Annotated in this window: 15 protein-coding genes; 4 read left to right on the top strand and 11 right to left on the bottom strand. The window is 64.7% G+C overall.

What is annotated here, in order from left to right; all coding sequences use genetic code 11:
• Positions 1 to 318: 318 nt before the first annotated feature.
• The 3 genes from DCN14_RS12430 (at position 319) to DCN14_RS12420 (ending at position 3519) form a co-directional block, all read left to right on the top strand.
• Entirely contained in the window at positions 319 to 1461 is a 1143-nt protein-coding gene (locus tag DCN14_RS12430) for a DUF2827 domain-containing protein (RefSeq protein WP_096507705.1), read from the top strand.
• Between the two features lie 788 nt (positions 1462 to 2249).
• The gene (locus DCN14_RS12425; RefSeq protein ID WP_096507704.1) at positions 2250 to 3053 is read left to right on the top strand and encodes an EAL domain-containing protein; all 804 of its coding nucleotides are present in this window, start codon (positions 2250 to 2252) and stop codon (positions 3051 to 3053) included.
• 49 nt (positions 3054 to 3102) lie between these two features.
• Complete coding sequence (locus DCN14_RS12420) at positions 3103 to 3519, top strand: hypothetical protein (protein WP_096507703.1); 417 nt, start codon at positions 3103 to 3105, stop codon at positions 3517 to 3519.
• Between the two features lie 48 nt (positions 3520 to 3567).
• On the opposite strand, the gene DCN14_RS12415 is transcribed toward DCN14_RS12420, so the two are convergent.
• From DCN14_RS12415 to DCN14_RS12360, 11 genes are all read right to left on the bottom strand, one after another.
• Positions 3568 to 3831, bottom strand: coding sequence for a hypothetical protein (locus DCN14_RS12415; protein ID WP_240327211.1), 264 nt, complete (start codon positions 3829 to 3831; stop codon positions 3568 to 3570).
• Positions 3832 to 3856: 25 nt separating this feature from the next.
• On the bottom strand, positions 3857 to 4993 hold the full coding sequence (locus DCN14_RS12410) for a DUF2827 family protein (protein WP_096507702.1): 1137 nt from the start codon (positions 4991 to 4993) through the stop codon (positions 3857 to 3859).
• A 28-nt stretch (positions 4994 to 5021) separates the two neighbouring features.
• Entirely contained in the window at positions 5022 to 5489 is a 468-nt protein-coding gene (locus DCN14_RS12405) for a DUF4019 domain-containing protein (RefSeq protein WP_096507701.1), read from the bottom strand.
• A 25-nt stretch (positions 5490 to 5514) separates the two neighbouring features.
• Complete coding sequence (locus DCN14_RS12400; RefSeq protein WP_096507700.1) at positions 5515 to 6669, bottom strand: DUF2827 domain-containing protein; 1155 nt, start codon at positions 6667 to 6669, stop codon at positions 5515 to 5517.
• Positions 6670 to 6683: 14 nt separating this feature from the next.
• Complete coding sequence (locus DCN14_RS12395) at positions 6684 to 7829, bottom strand: DUF2827 domain-containing protein (protein ID WP_096507699.1); 1146 nt, start codon at positions 7827 to 7829, stop codon at positions 6684 to 6686.
• 417 nt (positions 7830 to 8246) lie between these two features.
• The gene (locus DCN14_RS12385) at positions 8247 to 8918 is read right to left on the bottom strand and encodes an OmpA family protein (protein ID WP_096507698.1); all 672 of its coding nucleotides are present in this window, start codon (positions 8916 to 8918) and stop codon (positions 8247 to 8249) included.
• A gap of 124 nt (positions 8919 to 9042) precedes the next feature.
• Positions 9043 to 20619 carry an ESPR-type extended signal peptide-containing protein gene (locus DCN14_RS12380; RefSeq protein ID WP_115531409.1) on the bottom strand — a complete coding sequence of 3859 codons (11577 nt, stop codon included), beginning with the start codon at positions 20617 to 20619 and terminating at the stop codon, positions 9043 to 9045.
• Positions 20620 to 21742: 1123 nt separating this feature from the next.
• Positions 21743 to 22645, bottom strand: a complete 903-nt coding sequence (locus DCN14_RS12375; protein WP_096502007.1) for an aminomethyltransferase — start codon at positions 22643 to 22645, stop codon at positions 21743 to 21745.
• 90 nt (positions 22646 to 22735) lie between these two features.
• Positions 22736 to 22954, bottom strand: a complete 219-nt coding sequence (locus DCN14_RS12370; RefSeq protein ID WP_096502005.1) for a transcriptional regulator — start codon at positions 22952 to 22954, stop codon at positions 22736 to 22738.
• Positions 22955 to 23181: 227 nt separating this feature from the next.
• On the bottom strand, positions 23182 to 23832 hold the full coding sequence (locus DCN14_RS12365; RefSeq protein WP_096502003.1) for an NAD(P)H-dependent oxidoreductase: 651 nt from the start codon (positions 23830 to 23832) through the stop codon (positions 23182 to 23184).
• A gap of 316 nt (positions 23833 to 24148) precedes the next feature.
• Positions 24149 to 24454 (bottom strand): NIPSNAP family protein, encoded by a 306-nt coding sequence (locus tag DCN14_RS12360; protein ID WP_096502051.1) that lies wholly within the window; start codon positions 24452 to 24454, stop codon positions 24149 to 24151.
• 290 nt (positions 24455 to 24744) lie between these two features.
• Between DCN14_RS12360 and DCN14_RS12355 the strand changes: the two genes are divergently transcribed.
• Positions 24745 to 25566: a GNAT family N-acetyltransferase gene (locus DCN14_RS12355; protein ID WP_096502001.1), complete on the top strand. Its 822-nt coding sequence runs from the start codon at positions 24745 to 24747 to the stop codon at positions 25564 to 25566.
• Positions 25567 to 25572: the final 6 nt, after the last annotated feature.

Here is a 25572-nt window from a genome sequence, read left to right as displayed (position 1 = left end):
CAACCGGCGTGCGCCGCCGGTCGACACCGGCCGGCGCACGCGCGGGCGATGTCGAAGGGGGCGGCGGTACGTCGGGCCAGCACCCGTCACCGTGCGTCCTCATCGGCGCGCGCATCGTCTCTCCATCCCTTCGTCATGTCCGTTGCAGCCGCCCGCGCGGCGAACCGGTCGGGTGCTGACCATTCCTGACACTGTGCGACTGGCGCTCCGCTAGAATGCCCGGCTGCCGCCGGCATGTGCCGCGGCTTGACGGGGGCGGCGCTGCGCGCGCTACACTGCGTGGATTCCAGCCCCATCCAACTTCCCATCCCGCCGACGATGACGTCTCCTGCCCTGAACGGCCTGCGCATCGGTATCACCATCGGACTGCGCACCCCCGACGAAAGCCTGTGGATCAACGGCATCAAGCAGAACGCGCTGTTTCTCGCGAAGCTGCTGATGGCGTCGCCGCACGGCTACCGCGTGACGCTGGTCAACACGACCGACGTGCCACTCACCGATGCCCTGCCGTGGGATCGCAGCGTGTACGACACGCGCGCGTTCGCCGACATGAAGGACGCGCTCGACGTCGTGATCGAACTCGGCGGCCAGATCGACGGCGAGCAGACGGCCTACCTGAAGGCGCGCGGCGCGAAGATCGTCAGCTATTGCTGCGGTGTCGAATACATCAACGCGATGGAATCGATGCTGTTCGGCCGCCGTCTGTGGGATTCGCTGTTCATCAACCGCGGCTACGACGAGGTGTGGGCGATTCCGCAGATCGCGCCGTCGTCGCTGCCGTTCCTGCAGTCGCTGCGCCGCTGCCCCGGGCGCGTCGTGCCGTTCGTGTGGGATCCGATGTTCCTGAGCGCGCGGGCGCAGTCGCTGCCCGGGCACGGCGAATACCGGCCGCGCAGCGAGCCGGGCAAGCGGCTCACGGTGATGGAGCCGAACCACAACGTCGTGAAGTTCTGCGTGTATCCGATGCTGATCATCGACGAAGCGTATCGCCGCGACCCCGACGCGATCTGCTTCACGCACGTGACCAACGCCGATCGCCTCGCGCACGACAGCCCCGAGTTCGTGATGCTGATGAACTACCTGGACATCGTGCGCGCGGGCAAGGCGAGCTTCGTCGGGCGCTTCGACACGCCGCTGTTCCTGGCCGACCTGACCGACATCGTCGTGTCGCATCAATGGTCGAACCCGCTGAACTACTTCTATTTCGACGTGTGCTGGCAGGGCTATCCGCTCGTGCACAACGCAAGCCTCGCGCCCGAACTCGGCTACTACTATCCGGACAACGACGTGCAGAAGGGCGCCGATGCGCTGCTGCACGCGCTGCACACGCACGACGACGACTGGGAAGGCTATACGCGGCGTCAGCGCGACATCCTCGCCCGCTATACGTCGGCGAACCCGGCGCTGGTCGCCGAATACGACGCGCTGCTCGCGAACCTGACCGGCGCGACGGCCGCGTAGCTGCGCCGAAGGCGATCCGGGGCCCGCGTTCGTTCGCGATCGGCACGATTCGCGGCGGCTGCGCATGCCGTCATTCGGGTTGTCCCGGAGTTAAAGTATGAAGAAATGGTGCCGTTAAAAAAGAAACCGTCGAACCGGGGAGATTCGACGGTTTTTGAAGGCACGAATTTGACGGCTCCGAGGGAAGTCCGTCGAAAATAATTTTATAGGTTAACAAGTCGGAAAGATTGTTAAATATCTTACAGAAGCGGGCTGTCATATAATTCGGCTCGCAATTGCCGACGGAATTCGGATCGATTCCGCTTCGGGTCTTCGTAATATCGTTTGAAACGGTGAAATTGAATTCTGCGGCGACCGAATCGCGCTCGGCGATGTGGCCGGAAAGCCACGCCAGGCGGGCTCGACGCCGGTTGGCGGTACAGCGTCGTCGGCGGCTATTCGTCACATCAAATGACCAACGCCCGATCTTTGAAACGCGTGTCGAGAATAAATAATGAGGCCGAAGACGTTTGGAGCCGGTTAATAAACAGGATCGACTGAAATTGCCCTGGCAGTTTGTGTAACCTGTCGCACTGTCGGCAGGGTGTCGGTATGGTGTATTTTCTCTGTTTGAATGTCGTTGACAATATCGGATTTGACGGCGCGCCGAAATGAAAAGTACGCTCCCGGAAAAGATCGAAATAAGAGGATGGGCCGGGTAGGCGGTGGAGCATGTCGTTGCCGGTTTGCTCCACATGTATCTTGAGCGCGGGCCGTTATCGGCGGCCCGACATTTGCCGGAGCGCCGGATGAGTACGGTCGAACCTCGCCTTGAGGCGAACAGGGAAGCGTATCGGGACGAGATCGATCTCGTATTCGGTGCCGCTGACGATCACCCCGACCTCGCGTCGGTACGCAGTTTCGTCGAAAGCCGGCTCGGGTTCGCGCGCGAGCCGGTATGCCGGGCCGATCTGTCGGGCGGCGTGCTGTATCACGAATGCCTCGCACGATTGCGGTGGGGAGGGCGCGACGCGCTGCCGCCGCTCGCATTCCTGCCGCGTCTCGAAGCGCTCGGGCTGATGCGCTGGTTCGACCGGCTCGTGGTCAACCGGACGATCGACGCGTTGCGCGCCGATCCGAAAGCCGTGTACGGCTGCAATATCGCGGCGGCGAGCGCGGTCGTCGACGACGCGTGGATGACCATCATCAGGCGGCTCGAGCGCGAGCCGTCGGTCGCGGCGCGGCTGGTCGTCGAAATCACCGAGACGGGGCCGCTGAACCCCGTTGCGGGCCGTTCGTTCGTGAATCGGTTCCGGCAGGCCGGATGCCGCGTCGCGATCGACGACTTCGGCGTTGGCTTCAGCGCGCTGAACAGTCTGGTGATCGGCAATCCCGATATCGTGAAGCTCGACCGGTCGGTGTTGTCGCTGATCAAGCGCAACGCGATCGGGCGCTACCAGTTTCGCCGGCTGATCGCGTTTGCGCACGAGAGCGCGCGGCACGTCGTCGTCGAAGGCGTGGAGAACGAGGTCGACCGGCAGATCATCCTGGATTCCGGCGTCGCATGGGCGCAGGGCATCCGGTTTTCATGGCGCTCGCCGGCTGCCGCATGACGGCGCGGCGCACCGGTATCGGGCAATCCTGGATCGCGAAGGGGCGAACATGTCGCACATGAAGGCCGGGCCTGGAACGGGCACGCAGGCGGCCGACGGGCGCGCGCTCGTCGCAATCGCCGAGCTCGCCGACATGCTGCGGCAGCTCGGTGCGGACGCGGCCGATGCGCCGCTCGACGTCGTGCCGTTTCTCGACGGTCTGAACGCGGTTGCCCGTCGTATTCAGCGGATGAAGCCGCTCGACGCCGAGAGCCGCGAACTCGCGGCGCGGCACTATTACGGCGGCGTGATCGCGGGCGCGTGCGGCGACGATTCGGCGATCGCGCGCGGCGTGTCCGGCAGCGTGGCGCGCCACGCCGGCCGCGTCAGCCGCCAGGCGAACCGCTGTTTCGCGGCGCTGGCGCGAGTCGGCCGCCGGCATGGCCTCGCGTTCGCCGCGCAGCGCGGCGACAAGGTGCCAGCTTAGGGCCTGTTTACGCTAATAACGGGCTTGCGACGTCCGGCAAGCCGGTGGTCAATCTTTTCCGAAACCGCCGAGCACGAGCGCCAATGCGCGGTCGGCCGCATCGTCCCACCGCCCCGCGTGCGCACCGCCGTCGACGGTGATCGCGTCGTCGGGCAACTGGTCGATCACCTGCAGGCTCGTGTCGAGCTCGTCCTGGATAGGCGGCCGGCCGGTCTTGATCAGGGTCTCGGCCTGACGCTCGCAGTGCCGGTTGATGACGAACGGGCCGTGAATCGAATCGATCACGACGAAACTGCGGACGGCCTGATTCATGGGCGGGGAACGCGTGCGAAGACGCTCAGCCGAGCGCGCGCCCGGCGAACAGCCGCTGGATCTGTTCCGAATACGCGCGCACGTTGTGTTCGGCAAGCGCGTCGACCTGATGCAGGCAGCGGCGGGCCGCTGCCGCGTAATCGTCGAGCCGCGCGTCGTGCGTTTGCGCGGCGGTCGCGATCGCGCGCGCCGCATCGAAGATCTCGAAGTCCGGGTAGTAATAGCCGACGTCGCGCAGGAACGGCGAGTTGTGCACGAGCGGGTAGTTGCCGTACAGCGCGTCGTACAGCAGGTAGTTCAGCCCGTTTTCCCAGTGGTGCGACACGACGATGTCGGTATGGTGCGCGGCCCACGCGATGAACGGCGCGCGCACGTCGGCCGTTGCCTTGCCGTCGCGCACCATCTCGAGCCCCAGCGCGAGATGCTTGAAGGCGACGTTTTCCTTCTTGTCGAACGTGTTGGTCATGTACACGTGTTCGACGAGTTCCGGGTGTTCGACGTAGCACGCGTTCGCGGCGAGCATCGGCACGATCGCGCTCTTCACGACGTTCAGGTTCGGTTCGAAGAACGCGATGCGCTTGGCCGGGCCGTGGTTGCGGTAGCCGAAGCGTGCCTTCAGGTCGGGATCGGCGTCGAGGCTGCGTTCGATGAAGTACGGCGACCAGATGTGCGGCAGCGCGATCACCGGCGCGCGGTAGACGGCCTGGAAATAGGCCGCGCACGTGTGCATGTGCTGCGGGTTGGTCCAGATTTCGTCGAACTGCACGCGGTGCGGGTTCGGCCGCCAGTTGTTCTTCTCGAAGTTGATCGTCTCGACCGCGATCACGTAGTCGTTGCCGAAGCGGTACGACACGCACTTGCCGCCGCGCGCACGCACGGCGTCCGCGTGCGACGGGTCGATGAACGCGTTCATCTCGATCAGCAGGTCGGTCTGGTGGACGACCGCGGACAGCGGGCGCAGCGCATCGCCGAACGCGTCCATCATCAGCGCCTGCGGGTATTCGGCGATGCCGTCGTCGTGCGCGAGCCAGACTTCGCCGATCAGCGGCGAGCTTTTCAGCAGCATGTACAGGTACACGCAGTGCTGGTTCGCGCCGTTGTACCAGATCGACTGCGTCGCGTCGCGCTGCACGTTCATCGTAATCGCGACATTGATTTTCATCTGCGGCTCCGGGCGGGCGATGCGCGGGTTACGGCGCGTAATTCTGCGATTGGCGCGGCACGTAGCCGGTCAGGTGCCAGCGGCCGTCGTCGTCGAGGCGAAAGCTCAGTTTCTCGAACACGGTCGCGCCGCTCGTGAGCGTCGTCGCGTAGTCGAGGTTCGCGTACAGGCCGTCGGGCATCGTCGCGACGTTGGCGTAGCGGATGCGCGTGATCTGCGCCCAGCCGCGGTGGGTGACCGTGCCGACGGACTGCCGCGCGTGCTGGATGTCGGCCACGAACTGGTCCGGCTGGATGCGCGCCTTCACGAACGCGGCGGAATCGGCCCACACCGCGCGGTACTGGCCGGCGTCGAGCAGCTTGAAGACGATGTCCGCGTCGTGCAGCAGTGCGTCGGCCGATTCGCCGTCGGATTGTGCGTGCGCGCCGATCGCGATCGACGCGAGCGCGCAGCCGATCAGCCATTTCGCGCGGGAGAGGGGCGGGAGTGCATGCATGTCGGAGTCCGGGGAGCGCGGCGCGTTACGCGTCGCGATAGAGCGACGCGATCGCGTCGGAATACGCGGCGACGTTGTCGGGGTTGTAGATGCTGACCGAGTCGAGCACGTGCTTCGACTGCTCGCGATACGCGTCCAGGTTCGCGTCGTGTTCGGCGAACGCCTGCAGCAGCGCGCGGCCGCCGGCCTGGCAATCGAAGTCCGGATAGAAATACCCGGCCTTGCCGAGGAACGGCGAGTTGTGGATCAGCGGATAGTCGCCGTACAGCAGTTCGTAGTACAGGTAGTTCTGCGCGTTTTCCCACGTATGCGACACCACCGCATCGCCGTAGGCCGCCATGAATTCGTACACCGCGTAGCGGCTTTCGAACGTCGTGATCCCGTGGTTCACGATGTCGAGGCTCTTCGCGAAGTGGACGAACGTCGGATGCTCCTTCAGGTGCACGGTATTGCACACGCGCACGAACTCCACGAAATCGGGCTTCGCGCGATACGCTTCCTCGGTCACCAGCATCGGGACGATGCTCGTCTTCACCATGCAGATGTTCGGCTCGAACATCGTCACGCGCCAGCGCGGCTTGCCGGGCCGGTAGCCGAACGACAAACCGGCGCCGAGCGTCGCGCGCGCCTTGTCGAACAGCATCGGATGCCAGATGTGCGGAACGATCGTGACCGGCGCGCGCAGGCCCGTCTGGTAATAGTGCAGGCACGAGCGCTCGAATTCCGGAATCGTCCACACCGCGTCGTACGGCGCGCCGGAGAACAGGAAGCCCGACGGCTTGTTGAACATCGCGCGCTCGATGTCGATCACGTAGTCGTTGCCGACCCGCATCGTGACCACCTTGCCGCCGCGATCGCGGAACGTGCGCAGGTAGTCCGCGCCGAACTGCGCGCTCATTTCGATCAACACGTCGCAGCGCTGCAGCGCTTCGTCCATCGACAGGAGCGGCACGTCCCACTCGCCGAGCATCATCTGCGGATCGGCGAGCTGTTCGCCGCCGTTCACCATCACGGCTTCGGCTACGAGCGGCGACTGGCGCAGCAGCAGGATCAGCAGCAGGCAGTTCTGGAAAATGCCGTTTTCCCACAGCGACTGGCCGGCGCCGCGCACGAACAGCGAGACGCCGACGACGAGACGCTTGCCCTCGCCGGGCGCTTGACGGGCATTGGAGTCCGACATGCGTATGCTCCGGTTCAGGCGACCAGGCGCGCGACGAACGCGTCCAGGTTCGCGGGGTTGTCGATCGAGACCGACTGCAGCAGCCGGCCGGCTTTCGCGCGATAGTCGTCGAGCCGTTCGTCGTGATGCAGCCACGCATCGAGCAGCGCGCGGCCGCCCGCGGCGGCGTCGAAGTCCGGGTAGTAGTAACCGGCGTCGCCGAGCATCGTCGAGTTGTGGATCAGCGGATAGCCGCCGTACAGCACGTCGTAGTACAGATAGTTCTGCGCGTTTTCCCAGTGGTGCGACACGACGGCGTCCGCATGGCGCGCCATGAAGCCGGGCAGGTCCATGCGCGGCTCGAAGGTCGCCTTGTGCTGGCGCACCAGGTCGAGGCTGTTCGCGAAGTGCACGAAGGTCGGGTGTTCCTTCATGTGCATCGAGTTGACGACGAACATGTGCTGCACGGCGTCCGGGCGCGCGCGGTAGAGCTCGTCGCACGCGAGCATCGGGTAATGGCACGACTTCACGACCGAGATGTTCGGTTCGAGCGTCGCGAGATGCCACGGCCGCTGGCCGGGCCGGTAGCCGAAGGTCACGCCCTCGGCCGCGAGCGCGGCGATGCGGCGCTCGAGGAAGTATGGCGACCACAGGTGCGGAATCGTGTAGACCGGCGCGCGCAGCAGCGTGCGCAGCAGCGGCGCGTCGATCTTCTCCGATTTCTCGAGCACCCACACTTCGTCGAACGACGTGCCGTTGAAGACGTGCCCCGACGGCTTCCCGAAGATCGGCGTTTCAGCGAGGCCGCTATATGTGTGGCCGACGTAGCACGCGACGCATTTCTTGCCGAGCGCCTTCATGTGCTTCATCCATTCCACCGGCAGCTGGGCGCCCATCTCGATCACGACGTCGAGCTCATGCGTCACGTCGGTCGGCTTCACGAGCGGGATGTCGAGGCCGTCGAGGTCGAGCCCGGCCGGCAGCGCGTTGGCGTCGCCGCCGTTCAGGAAATAGACGGGGCCGACTCGGTCCGAGCGCTTGAGCATCATCGCGAGGAACGCGATGTTCTGATGGATGCCGTTTTCCCAGATCGCCTGGCCGTCCCGCGCAAACAGCGAGATGCCGACGGCCGGCCGTTGCTTGCGGGTGCGACCCGAGGCGGCTTGATTGATGTCCGTCACCGGTTGGTTTCCTCTGCGGCGTCGTGCGTGCGGCCGTGGCGTCGAGCGAGCGGCCCGAAAACGGCGCGCCGTGGATTGTCATGGTTGCGTGTGCGCCGGCGTGCGCTGCAAAACAAGTCGAGCGGCGCGGAGCGCGGGGCGGCCGCCGGGTTCCGGAATGCCGTCGCGCGGGATTGGCACGGCGCGCGATGCGGGCGGAACGCCCGGCAACTGTCTGCGCCGATTGTGGCACGGAAGTCGCCGGTTTGTGGAGGGGCATGACGAACTTTGACATAGCGCCGACGCCGTCGCGGCGCCCCGGCGAAGCGGTGCCGGAACGGTCCGGCGGGCTGCCGGCGGGGCGGATGTGCCCGCCACGGTTCGCGGCCGTCGCGGGCGGACGCGTGCGGCGCCCGGGGGGGCCGCGACGGCTGCCGTTCAGCGTTGCAGCGAGATTTCGACGCGGCGGTTGCTGGCGCGGCCTTTGGCCGTCGCGTTGGACGCGACCGGATCGGCGCTGCCGCGGCCCGTCACCGACACGGATTGCGCGTTCAGCCCGTGTGTCTTCAGGTAGCCCGCGACGGTTTGCGCGCGGCGCTTCGACAGCGCGAGATTGGATGCATCGTTGCCCGTCGAATCCGTATACCCGGTCACCGTCACCTGCGAGTACGTGCGGTCTTCGCGTTCGCTCAGCAGCTTGTCGAGCGATGCGCGCGCGGTGGGCGTCAGCGTGGCCAGGCCCGTCGCGAACAGCGCGTCGCCGGCCAGGTTGACGTGCTCGACCGCGGGCGCGGGAGCCGGTGCCGGTTCGGCGGCCGACGCCGTTTCCGCCGGCGCGGCGCCGCACTGGAACACCAGCGTCGCCGGATCCGAGCTGTCGCGCAGCGCGCGGACCGAATCGACGGTGCGCACCGGCTGGTCGCCGCAGATCTTGCGGGCGGCTTTCATGCAGGTCTGCGGGCCCGACAGCAGGCCGTGGCAGTCCACCTGGAACGTGCGCACGCCGTCGCGCGGCTGCAGTTCGGATGCGCTGTAGGTCGGGCCGGATGCGGTCGAGCACGCGGCGAGGCCCATTGCGGAAAGCGCGAGCGCGAGAGCGAGTTTGTTCACGGTTACGTCCTCAAGGCTTGGGTTGACCGAAGCCCGCCGTGCGGGGCGCGGCGGGTTCGTCCTGCCGTCGGAGCCGCCACGTCCGGCCCGGCTGGCGAGCCGGGCGGCGTGGCGGCGCGACGGGTTACTTCCACTGATACAGCATGCCGGCGCCGATCACCTTCTGACCGCCGCTGAAGCCGCCGTTGATCGACGCCTTCAGGTTTTCCGTGATGCGGGCCTGCATGTTGACCGCCATCGCCTTCTGGCCGAGGAAGGTCGACGTACCGACACCCATCCCGAAGTTGGCATCGCGATCGAGCTGCGGGATCGAGGCCATCGCGCCGACGGCCGCGATACCCTGCTTTGCCATCTGGTCGGTCTGCTGCAGTTGCGAACCCAGCGTGTTGATCTGCGCCTGCTGGCCCGACAGTGCCGTCGACAGCGTCGTCTGCACCTGCGTCAGCTGGTTCACGTTCACCGCGTCGGTGCCTTCCGTACCCGGCGCGACGTTCGTGATCTGGCGCTGCTGCGTGTCGCTACCCACCGACACCACGTTCGAACGGCCGCCGTCGGTCGAATTCGCGCCGATCGCCACCGAGTTCGAGCCGGTCGTCACGGTCGGCTTGTCGTTGCCGGTACCGTTCATGTCGGCCGCGATGCCGGAGGTGTTCGCCGCACGCGCCTGGTTGTTGTTGATCGTCGTCGACAGCTGGTTCAGCGTGTTGTTGATGTTCGTCACGCCCGTCGACAGCGAGGCCACGTTGCTGTTCGTCGTGCTCAGGCCGGTCGACAGCGAGCCGATGCCGGTCGACGTCGACGTGGACAGCGACGACACGTTGCTGTTCGTCGAGCTGAGGCCCGTCGACAGCGAGTTGATCGCGGTCGAGGTCGACGTGGACAGCGAGGCCACGTTGCTGTTCGTCGAGCTCAGGCCGGTGGACAGCGAGCCGATGCCGGTCGACAGCGACGAGATGTTCGACGCGGTCGACGTGGACAGGCTGTTGAGCGCCTGGTTCGTCGCGTTGAGCTGGCTGCCGTTGATCGCGTCCGTGCTGGTGGCCGATACCTGGCCTGCCGCGACGTTCGTGATCTGGCGTTCCTGGCCCGGCTGACCGACGCTCACGACACCTACCGGCGAGCTGCCCGCGAAGAAGTACGTGACGCCGCCGATCGTTGTGCTCGACGTGCCCACTGCCGTACCCGTGACCGAGTTCGCGCCGAGTGCGACCGAGTTCGCGACGTTCGCCGTGGCGTTCGAGCCGAGCGCGAGAGCGTCGGCCGCGGTTGCCGAGGCGTTCGAACCGTAGGCCTGCGCGCCCGTGGCGCTCGCGGTCGCCTTGTTGCCGAGTGCGATCGTGTTGTCCGCGGTCGCCTGGCTCGAGCCGCCGAGTGCGACGGCGTTGGCGCCGTTCGCCGTGTTCGCGTTGCCGAGCGCCACGGCGCCGTCGCCGCTGGCCGTGTCGTTCGCGCCCATTGCCACGGCGCCCGTGCCCGTTGCCACGCTCGGGTCGCCGATTGCGACCGCGCCGTCGCCGCTTGCCGTGTTGCCGGAGCCGATCGACACCGCCTTGCCGCCGGTGGCCGATGCGTTCTGGCCGATCGCGACCGCGCCGGCCGACGCAGCGCTCGAGCCGTCGCCGACCGCGACGCTGCTGGCGCCTGCCGCGCTGGCGTTCACGCCGGCTGCGAGCGAGTTGACGCCCGTTGCGCCGCTGTCGTTGTAGTTGCCTTGCTGCGTACCGTTGTCGTTGACGCTGTAGTAGTGCGTCTTCGCGTCGTTGATCGCGGTCGAGGTCGACGTGGACAGCGAGGCCACGTTGCTGTTCGTCGAGCTCAGGCCGGTGGACAGCGAGCCGATGCCCGTCGAGGTCGACGTGGACAGCGAGACGATCGTGCTGTCGGTCGAACTCAGGCTGGTCGACAGGGAGTTGATGCCCGTCGAGGTCGAGGTCGACAACGACGTGATCGTGCTGTTCGTCGAACTCAGGCCGGTGGACAGCGAGCTGACGCTGGTCGAGGTCGAGGTGGACAGCGACGTGATCGTGCTGTTCGTCGAACTCAGACCGGTGGACAGCGAGTTGATGCCGGTCGAGGTCGAGGTCGACAACGACGTGATCGTGCTGTTCGTCGAGCTGAGGCCGGTGGACAGCGAGTTGATGCCGGTCGAGGTCGAAGTCGACAGCGAGCTGATCGAACTGGTGGCCGACGACAGGCCGGTCGACGTCGAGGTCGAGAGCGACGTTACCGTGCTGTCGGTGGAGCTGAGGCCAGTCGACAGGGAGTTGATGCCGGTCGAAGTCGACGTGGACAGCGAGCTGATCGAGCTGGTGGCCGACGACAGGCCGGTCGACGTCGAGGTCGAGAGCGACGTTACCGTGCTGTCGGTGGAGCTGAGGCCAGTCGACAGGGAGTTGATGCCCGTCGAAGTCGAAGTCGACAGCGAACTGATCGAGCTGGTGGCCGACGACAGGCCGGTCGACGTGGAGGTCGAGAGCGACGCCACCGAGCTATCGGTGGAGCTCAAGCCCGTGGACAGCGAGTTGATACCCGTCGAGGTCGACGTGGACAACGAACTGATCGAGCTGGTGGCCGACGACAGACCGGTCGATGTGGAGGTCGAAAGCGACGTCACCGTGCTATCGGTGGAGCTCAGGCCCGTGGACAGCGAGTTGATGCCGGTCGAGGTCGAAGTCGAGAGCGACGTCACCGTGCTGTCGGTCGAGCTGAGACCCGTGGACAGCGAGTTGATACCCGTCGAGGTCGACGTGGACAACGAGCTGATCGAGCTGGTGGCCGACGAGAGGCCGGTCGACGTCGAGGTCGAGAGCGACGTTACCGTACTGTCGGTCGAGCTCAGACCCGTCGACAGTGAGTTGATGCCGGTCGAAGTCGAGGTGGACAACGAACTGATCGAGCTAGTCGCCGACGACAGACCAGTCGAAGTCGAGGTCGAGAGCGACGCCACCGAGCTATCGGTGGAGCTCAAGCCCGTGGACAGCGAGTTGATACCCGTCGAGGTCGAGGTGGACAACGAGCTGATCGAGCTGGTGGCCGATGAGAGGCCAGTCGACGTGGAGGTCGACAGCGACGTCACCGTGCTGTCGGTCGAGCTGAGACCCGTGGACAGCGAGTTGATACCCGTCGAGGTCGACGTGGACAACGAACTGATCGAGCTAGTCGCCGACGACAGACCGGTCGACGTCGAGGTCGAGAGCGACGTTACCGTGCTGTCGGTCGAGCTCAGGCCCGTGGACAGCGAGTTGATGCCGGTCGAGGTCGAAGTCGAGAGCGACGTCACCGTGCTGTCGGTCGAGCTGAGACCCGTGGACAGCGAGTTGATACCCGTCGAGGTCGACGTGGACAATGAGCTGATCGAGCTGGTGGCCGAGGACAGACCGGTCGACGTCGAGGTCGAGAGCGACGTTACCGTACTGTCGGTCGAGCTCAGACCCGTCGACAGTGAGTTGATGCCGGTCGAAGTCGAGGTGGACAACGAACTGATCGAGCTAGTCGCCGACGACAGACCAGTCGAAGTCGAGGTCGAGAGCGACGCCACCGTGCTGTCGGTGGAACTCAAGCCCGTGGACAGCGAGTTGATACCCGTCGAGGTCGACGTGGACAACGAACTGATCGAGCTGGTGGCCGACGACAGACCGGTCGACGTGGAGGTCGAGAGCGACGTTACCGTGCTGTCGGTCGAGCTCAGGCCCGTGGACAGCGAGTTGATACCCGTCGAGGTCGAAGTCGACAGTGAGCTGATCGAGCTGGTGGCCGACGAGAGGCCCGTCGAAGTCGAAGTCGAGAGCGACGCCACCGAGCTATCGGTGGAGCTCAAGCCGGTCGACAGCGAATTGATCCCCGTCGAAGTCGACGTAGAGAGCGAACTGATCGAGCTGGTGGCCGACGACAGACCGGTCGATGTGGAGGTCGAAAGCGACGTCACCGTGCTATCGGTGGAGCTCAGGCCCGTGGACAGCGAATTGATGCCCGTCGAGGTCGAGGTGGACAACGAGCTGATCGAGCTGGTGGCCGAGGACAGGCCGGTCGACGTGGAGGTCGAGAGCGACGTCACCGTGCTGTCGGTGGAACTCAAGCCCGTGGACAGCGAGTTGATACCCGTCGAGGTCGAAGTCGACAGTGAGCTGATCGAGCTGGTGGCCGACGAGAGGCCCGTCGAAGTCGAAGTCGAGAGCGACGCCACCGAGCTATCGGTGGAGCTCAAGCCCGTCGACAGCGAGTTGATACCCGTCGAAGTCGAGGTGGACAACGAACTGATCGAGCTGGTGGCCGACGAAAGCCCCGTCGACGTGGAGGTCGACAGCGACGTCACGGTGCTGTCGGTCGAACTGAGACCGGTCGACAGCGAATTGATGCCGGTCGAAGTCGAGGTAGACAACGAACTGATCGAGCTGTCAGCCGACGAGAGGCCAGTCGACGTGGAAGTCGAGAGCGAAGCCACCGTGCTGTCGGTCGAGCTCAAGCCCGTCGACAGCGAGTTGATCCCGGTCGACGTGGAGGTGGACAGCGAGCTGATCGAGCTAGTTGCCGACGAGAGGCCGGTCGACGTGGAAGTCGAGAGCGACGTCACCGTGCTATCGGTCGAGCTGAGGCCCGTGGACAGCGAGTTGATGCCCGTCGACGTGGAGGTGGACAGCGAGCTGATCGAGCTATCAGCCGACGAGAGGCCAGTCGACGTGGAAGTCGAGAGCGAAGTCACGGTGCTGTCGGTCGAGCTGAGGCCAGTCGACAGGGAGTTGATGCCGGTCGAAGTCGAAGTCGACAGTGAACTGATCGAACTGGTGGCCGACGAAAGCCCCGTCGACGTGGAGGTCGACAGCGACGTCACGGTGCTGTCGGTCGAACTGAGACCGGTCGACAGCGAGTTGATACCCGTCGAGGTCGACGTGGACAACGAGCTAATCGAGCTGGTGGCCGACGAGAGGCCCGTCGAAGTCGAAGTCGAGAGCGACGCCACCGAGCTATCGGTGGAGCTCAAGCCCGTCGACAGCGAGTTGATACCCGTCGAAGTCGAGGTGGACAACGAACTGATCGAGCTATCAGCCGACGAGAGGCCAGTCGACGTGGAAGTCGAGAGCGAAGTCACGGTGCTGTCGGTCGAGCTGAGGCCCGTGGACAGCGAATTGATGCCGGTCGAAGTCGAGGTGGACAGCGAGCTGATCGAGCTGGTGGCCGACGACAGGCCGGTCGACGTGGAAGTCGAGAGCGAAGCGACCGTGCTATCGGTGGAGCTCAGGCCCGTGGACAGCGAATTGATCCCCGTCGAAGTCGACGTGGACAGCGAACTGATCGAGCTGTCAGCCGACGAGAGGCCAGTCGACGTGGAAGTCGAGAGCGACGTCACCGTGCTGTCGGTCGAGCTGAGGCCCGTGGACAGCGAGTTGATGCCGGTCGAAGTCGAGGTGGACAGCGAGCTGATCGAGCTGGTGGCCGAAGACAGGCCAGTCGACGTGGAAGTCGAGAGCGACGTCACCGTGCTGTCGGTCGAGCTGAGGCCCGTGGACAGCGAGTTGATGCCGGTCGAAGTCGAGGTGGACAGTGAGCTGATCGAGCTGGTGGCCGACGAGAGGCCAGTCGACGTGGAAGTCGAGAGCGAAGTCACGGTGCTGTCGGTCGAGCTGAGGCCCGTGGACAGCGAATTGATGCCGGTCGAAGTCGAGGTGGACAGCGAGCTGATCGAGCTGGTGGCCGACGACAGGCCGGTCGACGTGGAAGTCGAGAGCGAAGCGACCGTGCTATCGGTGGAGCTCAGGCCCGTGGACAGCGAATTGATCCCCGTCGAAGTCGACGTGGACAGCGAACTGATCGAGCTGTCAGCCGACGAGAGGCCAGTCGACGTGGAAGTCGAGAGCGAAGTCACGGTGCTGTCGGTCGAGCTGAGGCCCGTGGACAGCGAATTGATGCCGGTCGAAGTCGAGGTGGACAGCGAGCTGATCGAGCTGGTGGCCGACGACAGGCCGGTCGACGTGGAAGTCGAGAGCGAAGCGACCGTGCTATCGGTGGAGCTCAGGCCCGTGGACAGCGAATTGATCCCCGTCGAAGTCGACGTGGACAGCGAACTGATCGAGCTGTCAGCCGACGAGAGGCCAGTCGACGTGGAAGTCGAGAGCGACGTCACCGTGCTGTCGGTCGAGCTGAGGCCCGTGGACAGCGAGTTGATGCCGGTCGAAGTCGAGGTGGACAGCGAGCTGATCGAGCTGGTGGCCGAAGACAGGCCAGTCGACGTGGAAGTCGAGAGCGACGTCACCGTGCTGTCGGTCGAGCTGAGGCCCGTGGACAGCGAGTTGATGCCGGTCGAAGTCGAGGTGGACAGTGAGCTGATCGAGCTGGTGGCCGACGACAGGCCAGTCGACGTGGAAGTCGAGAGCGAAGTCACCGTGCTGTCGGTCGAGCTGAGGCCCGTGGACAGCGAATTGATCCCCGTCGAAGTCGACGTGGACAGCGAGTTGATGCTGGTCGAAGTCGAGGTGGACAGCGAGCTGATCGAGCTGTCAGCCGACGACAGGCCGGTCGACGTGGAAGTCGAGAGCGACGTCACCGTGCTGTCGGTCGAGCTGAGGCCGGTGGACAGCGAGTTGATCCCGGTCGAAGTCGACGTAGAGAGCGAACTGATCGAGCTGTCAGCCGACGAGAGGCCAGTCGACGTGGAGGTCGAGAGCGACGTGACCGAGCTATCGGTCGAGCTCAATCCCGTGGACAGCGAGTTGATGCCGGTCGAAGTCGACGTGGACAGCGAACTGATCGAGCTATCAGCCGACGAGAGGCCAGTCGACGTGGAAGTCGAGAGCGACGTCACCGTGCTATCGGTGGAGCTGAGGCCCGTGGACAGCGAATTGATCCCCGTCGAAGTCGACGTGGACAGCGAACTGATCGAACTATCAGCCGACGAGAGGCCAGTCGACGTGGAGGTCGAGAGCGACGTCACCGTGCTGTCGGTGGAACTCAAGCCCGTCGACAGCGAGTTGATACCCGTCGAGGTCGACGTGGACAACGAGCTAATCGAGCTGGTGGCCGACGAGAGGCCCGTCGAAGTCGAAGTCGAGAGCGACGTCACTGTGCTATCGGTGGAGCTCAAGCCCGTCGACAGCGAGTTGATCCCCGTCGAAGTCGAGGTGGACAGCGAGCTGATCGAGCTGGTGGCCGACGACAGGCCGGTCGACGTGGAAGTCGAGAGCGAAGCGACCGTGCTATCGGTGGAGCTCAGGCCCGTGGACAGCGAATTGATCCCCGTCGAAGTCGACGTGGACAGCGAACTGATCGAGCTGTCAGCCGACGAGAGGCCAGTCGACGTGGAAGTCGAGAGCGACGTCACCGTGCTGTCGGTCGAGCTGAGGCCCGTGGACAGCGAGTTGATGCCGGTCGAAGTCGAGGTGGACAGCGAGCTGATCGAGCTGGTGGCCGAAGACAGGCCAGTCGACGTGGAAGTCGAGAGCGACGTCACCGTGCTGTCGGTCGAGCTGAGGCCCGTGGACAGCGAATTGATGCCGGTCGAAGTCGAGGTGGACAGCGAGCTGATCGAGCTGGTGGCCGACGACAGGCCGGTCGACGTGGAAGTCGAGAGCGAAGCGACCGTGCTATCGGTGGAGCTCAGGCCCGTGGACAGCGAATTGATCCCCGTCGAAGTCGACGTGGACAGCGAACTGATCGAGCTGTCAGCCGACGAGAGGCCAGTCGACGTGGAAGTCGAGAGCGACGTCACCGTGCTGTCGGTCGAGCTGAGGCCCGTGGACAGCGAATTGATCCCCGTCGAAGTCGACGTGGACAGCGAACTGATCGAACTATCAGCCGACGAGAGGCCGGTCGACGTGGAAGTCGAGAGCGACGTCACCGTGCTATCGGTGGAGCTGAGGCCCGTGGACAGCGAATTGATCCCCGTCGAAGTCGACGTGGACAGCGAACTGATCGAGCTGTCAGCCGACGAGAGGCCAGTCGACGTGGAAGTCGAGAGCGACGTCACCGTGCTGTCGGTCGAGCTGAGGCCCGTGGACAGCGAATTGATCCCAGTCGAAGTCGACGTGGACAGCGAACTGATCGAGCTATCAGCCGACGAGAGGCCAGTCGACGTGGAAGTCGAGAGCGACGTCACCGTGCTGTCGGTCGAGCTGAGGCCGGTGGACAGCGAATTGATCCCCGTCGAAGTCGACGTAGAGAGCGAACTGATCGAGCTATCAGCCGATGACAGACCGGTCGATGTGGAGGTCGAGAGCGACGTCACCGTACTGTCGGTCGAGCTGAGACCGGTCGACAGCGAATTGATCCCCGTCGAAGTCGACGTGGACAGCGAACTGATCGAGCTGTCAGCCGACGAGAGGCCAGTCGACGTGGAAGTCGAGAGTGACGTCACCGTGCTGTCGGTCGAACTGAGGCCCGTCGACAGCGAATTGATCCCCGTCGAGGTCGAGGTGGACAACGAACTGATCGAGCTATCAGCGGACGAGAGGCCGGTCGACGTGGAGGTCGAGAGCGACGCCACCGTGCTGTCGGTCGAACTCAGGCCGGTGGACAGCGAATTGATCCCCGTCGAAGTCGACGTGGAGAGCGAACTGATCGAGCTATCAGCCGACGAGAGGCCAGTCGACGTGGAAGTCGAGAGCGACGTCACGGTGCTGTCGGTCGAGCTGAGCCCCGTCGACAGCGAATTGATCCCGGTCGAAGTCGACGTAGAGAGCGAACTGATCGAGCTATCAGCCGACGAGAGGCCGGTCGACGTGGAAGTCGAGAGCGACGTCACCGTGCTGTCGGTCGAGCTCAAGCCCGTCGACAGCGAGTTGATCCCGGTCGACAGCGACGAGATTACGTTGCTGGACGACGATACCGTCGTCGACAGCGAGTCGACGGCCGAATTGGTCGCGAAGAGCTGGGAGCCGTTGATCGCATCGGTGCTGGTCGAGGTGATTTGACCGGCCGCGACATTGGTGATCTGACGCGTGGTGTTCTTGCTTGCGTCGCCGACGCTGACAACGCTACTCGGGTTGCCACCCGCAAACGTGGTCGTCACGCCGCCGACGGTACCGGTCGGCGTCGGATTGGGTGCTTCGGTGACGGAGCCGCTGCCGAGCGCGACATCGCCGGTATTGTTGGCGACGGCATTCGGGCCGATCGCAACGGAATCGGTGCCGAGCGCCTGGCTGTCGGCAGCCGTCGAATTCGCGTGGAAGTACTTGATGCCCTGGCTGTTGATGTTGTCGATCGCCGAGCCGACGCTATTGGCGGTCGACGTCGTGCCGTTCGCGTTGTAGGTCGTGTATGCCGGAGCGGAAACCGTTCCGGTCGTCGAATCATATTTCGCACCGCCGCCGAGCGCCGCAGCTGTGCTGCTGCCGAGGTTGTCGGTCTTGGTCGTGACCGTGCTGAGGCCGGTGGACAGCGAACCGATCGAGCTGGTCGCCGACGACAGACCGGTCGACGTGGACGTGGACAGCGACAGAACCGAGCTATTGGTGGAGCTGAGGCCGGTCGAGAGCGAGCCGATGGAGCTGGTAGCCGACGAGAGACCGGTCGACGTGGACGACGACAGCGACGTGACGTTGCTGTTGGTGGAGCTGAGACCGGTCGAAAGCGAGCCGATGGAACTGGTAGCCGACGAAAGCCCCGTCGAAGTCGACGACGACAGCGACGTGACGTTGCTGTTGGTGGAGCTGAGACCGGTCGAAAGCGACCCGATGGAACTGGTAGCCGACGAGAGGCCCGTCGAAGTCGACGACGACAGCGAGGTGACGTTGCTATTGGTCGAGCTCAGCCCCGTCGAGAGCGAACCGATCGAGCTGGTGGCCGACGAGAGACCTGTCGACGTGGACGACGACAGCGAGGTGACGTTGCTGTTGGTCGAGCTGAGACCGGTCGAGAGCGAGCCGATGGAGCTAGTGGCCGACGAAAGCCCCGTCGAAGTCGACGACGACAGCGAAGCGACGTTGCTGTTGGTCGAACTCAGGCCGGTAGACAACGAACCGACGGAGCTGTTGGTCGACGAGAGTCCGGTGGACAGCGAACCGATGGAACTGGTGGCCGACGAGAGCCCCGTCGACGTCGAGGACGACAGCGACGTGACGTTGCTGTTGGTCGAGCTGAGGCCGGTGGACAGCGAACCGATCGAGCTGGTCGCCGAAGAAAGCCCCGTCGACGTGGACGACGACAGCGACGTGACGTTGCTATTGGTCGAGCTGAGGCCAGTCGAGAGCGACCCAATGGAGCTAGTCGCCGACGAGAGCCCTGTCGAAGTCGACGACGAAAGCGAAGCGACGTTGCTGTTGGTCGAGCTGAGGCCGGTGGACAACGAACCGACGGAGCTGTTGGTCGACGAGAGTCCGGTCGAAAGCGACCCGATGGAACTGGTGGCCGACGAGAGCCCCGTCGACGTGGACGACGAAAGCGACGTGACATTGCTGTTGGTCGAGCTGAGGCCGGTGGACAACGAACCGACGGAGCTGTTGGTCGACGAGAGTCCGGTGGACAGTGACCCGATGGAGCTGGTGGCCGACGACAGCCCTGTCGACGTGGACGACGAAAGCGACGTGACGTGGCTGTTGGTCGAGCTGAGGCCGGTCGAGAGCGACCCGATGGAACTGGTGGCCGACGAGAGTCCCGTCGACGTGGACGACGACAGCGACGTGACGTTGCTGTTGGTCGAGCTGAGTCCGGTCGAAAGTGAGCCAATGGAGCTGGTAGCCGACGAGAGCCCCGTCGACGTGGACGACGAAAGCGACGTGACGTTGCTATTGGTGGAGCTGAGGCCGGTCGAGAGCGAGCCGATGGAACTGGTGGCCGACGAGAGCCCCGTCGACGTGGACGACGAAAGCGACGTGACGTTGCTATTGGTCGAGCTGAGACCGGTCGAGAACGACCCGATGGAGCTGGTAGCCGACGACAACCCCGTCGACGTCGACGACGACAGGCTGCTGATCGCGCTCGTCGTCGTGCTCATTCCGGTGCTGAGCTGAGCCACGGTGACCGCATCGTGGGGAGCGGAGCCGTCGGCGACGTTGGTGATGCGGCGAAGATTCGTCGAGCTGCCGATCGACATTTCCGACGTAGGCGCCGTGCTGCCGGTCAGGTAGCCGGTTCCGGTCGGCGCTGCCGTGCCGGTGACGCTGCCCTGTCCGATTGCGACGCTGTTGGCGTATTGCGCGGTGGCGTTGAGGCCGATCGCGGTAGCACCCGTTGCGGTCGAATTCACCACCGAGTAGCGTCCGATCGCAACCGAATTGGACGCGCCGGCCGTAGCACCCCCCAGGCCGGAACCGTCGCCGCCGCCGATGGCGACCGAGCTCGAGCCCTGTGCCTTCGCATCGTTGCCGACCGCGGCGGCGCCGTTTGCCGTCGCCTGCGATCCCGAGCCGATACCGATGGAGCTGTTGCCCGTCGACTTCGAATTCTGGCCGAAGGCTTGCGAGTAGTCGCCGGAGGCGGTTGCATTCGCGCCGATTGCGATGGACGTCGAGCCGCTCGCCGTCGTGGTGCTGCCGTTATTGCCACCGATTGCGATCGACTGTGACCCGGTCGCCGCCACGCTGCCAAAGGTGCCGCCAGCAGAATATTGCGCGTGCGCGACGTTGCCGACGGCAATCCCCCCTGCCAGAACAGCGGTTGCAACGGCTTTCGCCACGGCAGACTTATTCGGCTTGCCGCGTGCGGTAGAAATTTCCGATGCTGCAACCCAGGTGCCGAGGGCTTCGTTCCAGATAGAGCGGTATGTGCGGTTCATGTCGTGCTACCTCCAAATACGCAACGCAACACACCGGTCTATTTCGTCAGATGAATCTGCCGTGCGCTCGCGCGAATCTCAAAAATGATGGGCGGAGTTTATTTGAGATATTTTCTTGAGATTGACAAATAGTGATAAATGGAGGGTTTTGAAAGTTAAAGGAAGGTCAATGTGTCGCGTTTTGATGTATTGGCACGTAACGATTTGGAAAATAACGAGAATGCAGAGTGTAGGGCTTCGCGCGCACCCTGATGCTGTGTAAAAACTCATATGATTCAATGGTTTATGTGCGATGTGTGCGCTACATTACACACGGGATGCCTCGAAAAGTAAGGAAAATGAAATGGCAAACGTTTGCGAACCAGGGCCGCCTTTCTGATTTGTAATGTTTCGGTAACAATCCGGATCGAGAAAAATTGACGTTTTGTTAACTTATTAATTCATGGGGAATCGGCATTTTTATTTGTATTAAATTAGTCTCGATTCAATCGAAAAATACGTGAGGCAAGTGATGTGCGATTGTGCACATTTGCTCATCGCTGGAGCTGCCGCCGCCCGTGTGACGGGCGTTCGGTGGCCGGCCGCTCAAGCGAAGTTGTAAAAAATTGCTACAGCGCGGCTGTTCTGCTCTCGGTATTCCGATCGGAAATTTGTTCCAATTGATGTGTCTCGGAGGATTGTCGGCGGGGACTTGAATAACGCGCCCGGCCGACTCGGCGAGCGAGCTTCCCATCCGCTTACGATCTGGTGGCGACGGGTTGCGCCCGGCGCTGCCGATAGATACCCATGGCAGGGTCGGAGAAGCGGCGGACGGGGCCAAATGTCAAATTCCTGGCGTGACAATTTGCCCTGCCGCCCGGAGATTGGGCATGCGCGCCGAACGACGGCAACGCCGGGCTCGGATGTATCGAATGCGCAACATCAGTCTGACGGACACACGCCGAGCCTCGCTCGTCGTCGCGCACGCGGCGCCGGATTCGGGCCGTGGCGTGGCCGAATCGTCGCGCGTGTCGCGCCCGCGGGCTCGTGGAAGGCGATCGCCGCATGGGCAGCGGCCGGGTTGCACCGGCGACGCTGCACGTCGGATTCCTGATCGGAAACCGGAATCCGACGCGCCGTGGCGTTATTTCCGCAGAAAGCGCAGCGCGAGGCGCGCCATGCGCGGGACGAACATCGGGCGCAGCAGCCGCTTGTCGTACCCGGCCATCCGCCGGTCGTTCTCGCTAAGGCATAGCGCGATCAGCTCGCGCGGATTCAGCGTCTCGCCGATATCGGCGGTGCTCGTCGCCGGGAAGTTCGCGTCGCGCGCAACGCCATCGGCATCGATGCCGCGCGCGATGCCGATGCGCTCCCGGATCAGGAACGCCCACACGGCCGCCACGCGCGCGAAGAACCAGGGCCGGCGCCACCACGGCAAATTGCGCCAGTACCACGCGTACCAGTTCACGAAGAACAGGATGTGCCGGCCTTCCTCCTGGATCACGGGTTCGAAGGTTTCGACGAGTTCGGACGGGAAATAGCCGGAGCGTTGGGCGGAGCGGAACAGGCCGAATGCGAAGAAGCTGTCGATGCACTCGCTGAAGCCGGTCATCATCCACGACCATTCGGGATCCGTCGGCGCCGGATAGGCCGGCTCGGGCGCGAGCTCGATGCCGTAGGCGTGCACCAGCTTCGACAGTACGACCTTGTGGCGCGCTTCCTCGCCGCCGTCCATCTCCAGCGCGCGGCGCAGCAGCGGATCGTCGACGGTCGCGGCGAAGGTGGCGACGCGAATCGATGCGCGCCCTTCGGTCTGCACGGCGATGTCCCAGATGGGCAGCGACGTGAGTCGCTTGAGTGCGTCGGGTGGGAGTGCGGGCCAGTCGATGACTGCCGGTTTGTACGGGTTGTGTGTGTCGAGCAGCATGCGGCAGAACATCTGCCTGTGCGCATCGGAACCGATCCTGACCGGACCCTGCCTCTCGAAGGTCCAGTTGCGCATGGCGTGATCTGCCGCTGCATGCGCTTCCTGCAGCGTGTCGGACATGGCTGTTGTTATGCGATTACGGAGTGAAAGATTCTTGCATAGCTTCCGTAAATGCGTATTTTCGAGCGCCGCTGCGCTGCGGCCGTGCGCTCAGGCCTGCGTGTCGACCCAGAGGCGGCCCCAGCGGGACGCATACGCGAGCGCGTGTTCCTCTTCGAAGAAGAAGTCGATTGCGTCGAACGAGACGGCGCGCGGCGACGGGCCGCCGGTGGCCTTTTCGATCGTCAGGTTCGCGGCGAACAGGCCATTCGGCAGCCGGGCAGCGGCGGGGGCCACTTCGTAGCCTTTGTAACGGATCGTGCGATTCATGGCATGCGCGCAGAGGGTTCGGGCTTTCAGCGTACGAAAACCGGCAGCCCGCGTGAACGAATCTTTCGGCCAATGCAAATTACGTGGCGGGCCGAATCGTTATCGGCGCAGCGGGCGGGCTCGGTGGAACAGGAAGCGTGGACGCGGCTCGCGCCGGGCGTCGAGATGCGCACCGCCCGCCGCCGGCGAACGTGATCGGCCGGGGGCGGGCGGCGGGAAGGCGGCGATTACTGGTTGGCGATCTTCAGCACGGGCGCGAGCGCGTCGACCGACGCGGCATGCGCGGCCGCACGATGCGACGCGAACGCGAGCGCGAATTCGGCGGCCTGCGCGCCGACCGTCTCGAGCTGTGCGACGACCTTCGGGTCCGAGCAGCTGTCGGCGCTGTCGAAGCGGGTTTCGAGTGTGTTCACGGTGGCGCCGAACGGCGTCGGCCAGCCGCGCAGCGCATGGACGATCGAGCGCAGCGACGTGAGCACGGTGCCGGCTGCCTGCCAGCCGTACGCGGTGACGATCAGGCCGACCGCGCGGCCGTCGAGATACGGGCGGTCGTCGGCGCGCAGTTCCTCGAGCGTGTCGAGTGCGTTCTTCACGAGGCCGGACACGCCGCCGTGATAGCCGGGCGTGGCGATGATGATCGCGTCGGCTTCGCGTACGGTGTCGATCAGCTCGCGCTGCGCGTCGGTGAGCGTTTTGTGTTCGGGGGCGTAGTGCGGCAGCGTATGCAGGAACGGGCCGTCGAACAGGCGCGTGCGCGCGCCGGCGGCTTGCGCGCCGCGCAGCGCGAACGACAGTGCGCGCTCGGTCGACGACGCAGCTCGGGTGGTTCCGCCGATGCCGACGACGAACGGGCGGCGGTGTTGATCGAATGCAGTCAAGGGGCGCTCCTCGGATGGCTTGCCCGGCTAAGCACAGGCTTAAAACCAGATGGTAACGACCCTGTCGCCACTCTGAAAACGACTTTTCGTTCTATCGATATGCCGTGCGCGAGGGTCGCGCGTGCGCGCGGCGCCGCAGATGGATAGCAGAAATGCTTGGTTGGGACGCCGTGCCGTGCTCGATATGATGGACTCGTCTCCTCCATGATGTCTCTACTGACATGGGTTGGCCCCGCCAAGCGGATGCAGGCGGGGCTTTTTTTCGTCTGCCGCCGGAGCGCGGCGCGTGCCGCGTGGCGGCGCTCCGATTGACGCGTCAGCCGAACACCGGGCGGAAGAAGCTGCGTTCGTAGCTGACGATGCAGCGCGTTTCCTCCGCGTAGCGGAAGGCGGCCTGGCAGGCCGGATCGTCCTTCGAGCGTTCGCGGTAACGCTCGTATTCGGCAAGGCTCGGAAACGAGAACATCGCGAGCGCGATATGGTTCGCGCCTTCGGACGGCAGGAAGTAGCCGTGATGCGTGCCGCCGAATTGCTCGACGAGCGGAATCCACATCTTGCCGTAGGTTTCGAACTGTTCGAGTTTGTACGGATCGATGACGTAGCGAAGGAAGCAGGTGACCATGGGCGCTCGCGGTGCGATGAAGGAGCAGCGAGTCTGGATCGCGTCGCGCAGCGTGTCAACGGCCGGGCGAGTGCGCGTGACGATGTCGTCGACGAGGTGCGAGCCGTGCGCTGCCTGCCCGAACAACGATCGACGTCTTCGCGCGCATGCGGTCAGTTGCACGCGCATCGAACCCGCACGTTGCCGTCGCGTCGTGCGCATTCGTGAAGCTCCATTTTTACGACATTTTTTCTTGCGGCGCCGGCCGGCACGCTCCTAGACTTCGGTCATTCGAACCACGGGGCACTGCGATGTCGATTTCCCGGAACACGATCGCCGAACGTTCGCCCGACGCGCCGCTTGCGATGCGCACCGACCGGGTCGTCGTGCGGCGCTTCGATCCGGCGTTCGACAGCTACGCGCAGCTCACCGCGCTGCTGCACCGTGCGTTCGCGCGGCTCGGCGCGATGGGGCTGAACTGCACGTGCGTCGACCAGGGCGAGGACGTCACGCGTCGCCGCGCCGAGGCCGGCGAGTGTTTCGTCGCGGTCCGCGGCGGACGCGTGATCGGCACCGCCACGCTGTATGCGACCGATCCGGCTTCGCCGTGCTCGCTGTATCGGCGCGCAGGCGTCGCGAGCGTGCGGCAACTGGCGGTCGACCCCGAATGTCAGAGCCGCGGGATCGGTGCGTTGCTGCTGTCGTTCGCGGGGCAGTGGGCCGCGTTGCGCGGCTATACGCTGCTCGCGCTGGATACGCCGTATCCCGCGTCGCACCTGGTGGCGTTCTACGGCGCGCAGGGTTTCGAGGTGGTCGACGTGATGCGCTTCGCCGGCAAGCGCTACGACAGCGCGATCCTGTGCAAACGGCCGGTTGCGCAGCGCGCGCGACGCATGTCGCCGGCTTCGCGGTTTGTCAGGCAGCGTATCGCCATTGCGCATGCGTGGATGGCCCGCGCCGTCGCCGCGTCGAGACCCGATACGCGGCTGCGCCGCAGCGTGCGTTCCGTGGCGATGGGTGTGGCAGGCGCGGCCAGTTGCCGGTCGTCGCCATGGCGATCGCGTCGGCATGGCGGCGTCGCGACCCGACAGGCGCGGATGGCTCGGGATCGTTTCGCCACGCAGGCCTTGTGATGCGGA

This window comes from Burkholderia sp. IDO3 (assembly GCF_003366075.1).
Taxonomy (GTDB): domain Bacteria; phylum Pseudomonadota; class Gammaproteobacteria; order Burkholderiales; family Burkholderiaceae; genus Burkholderia; species Burkholderia anthina.
This window is presented reverse-complemented; position numbering and strand designations above follow the sequence as displayed.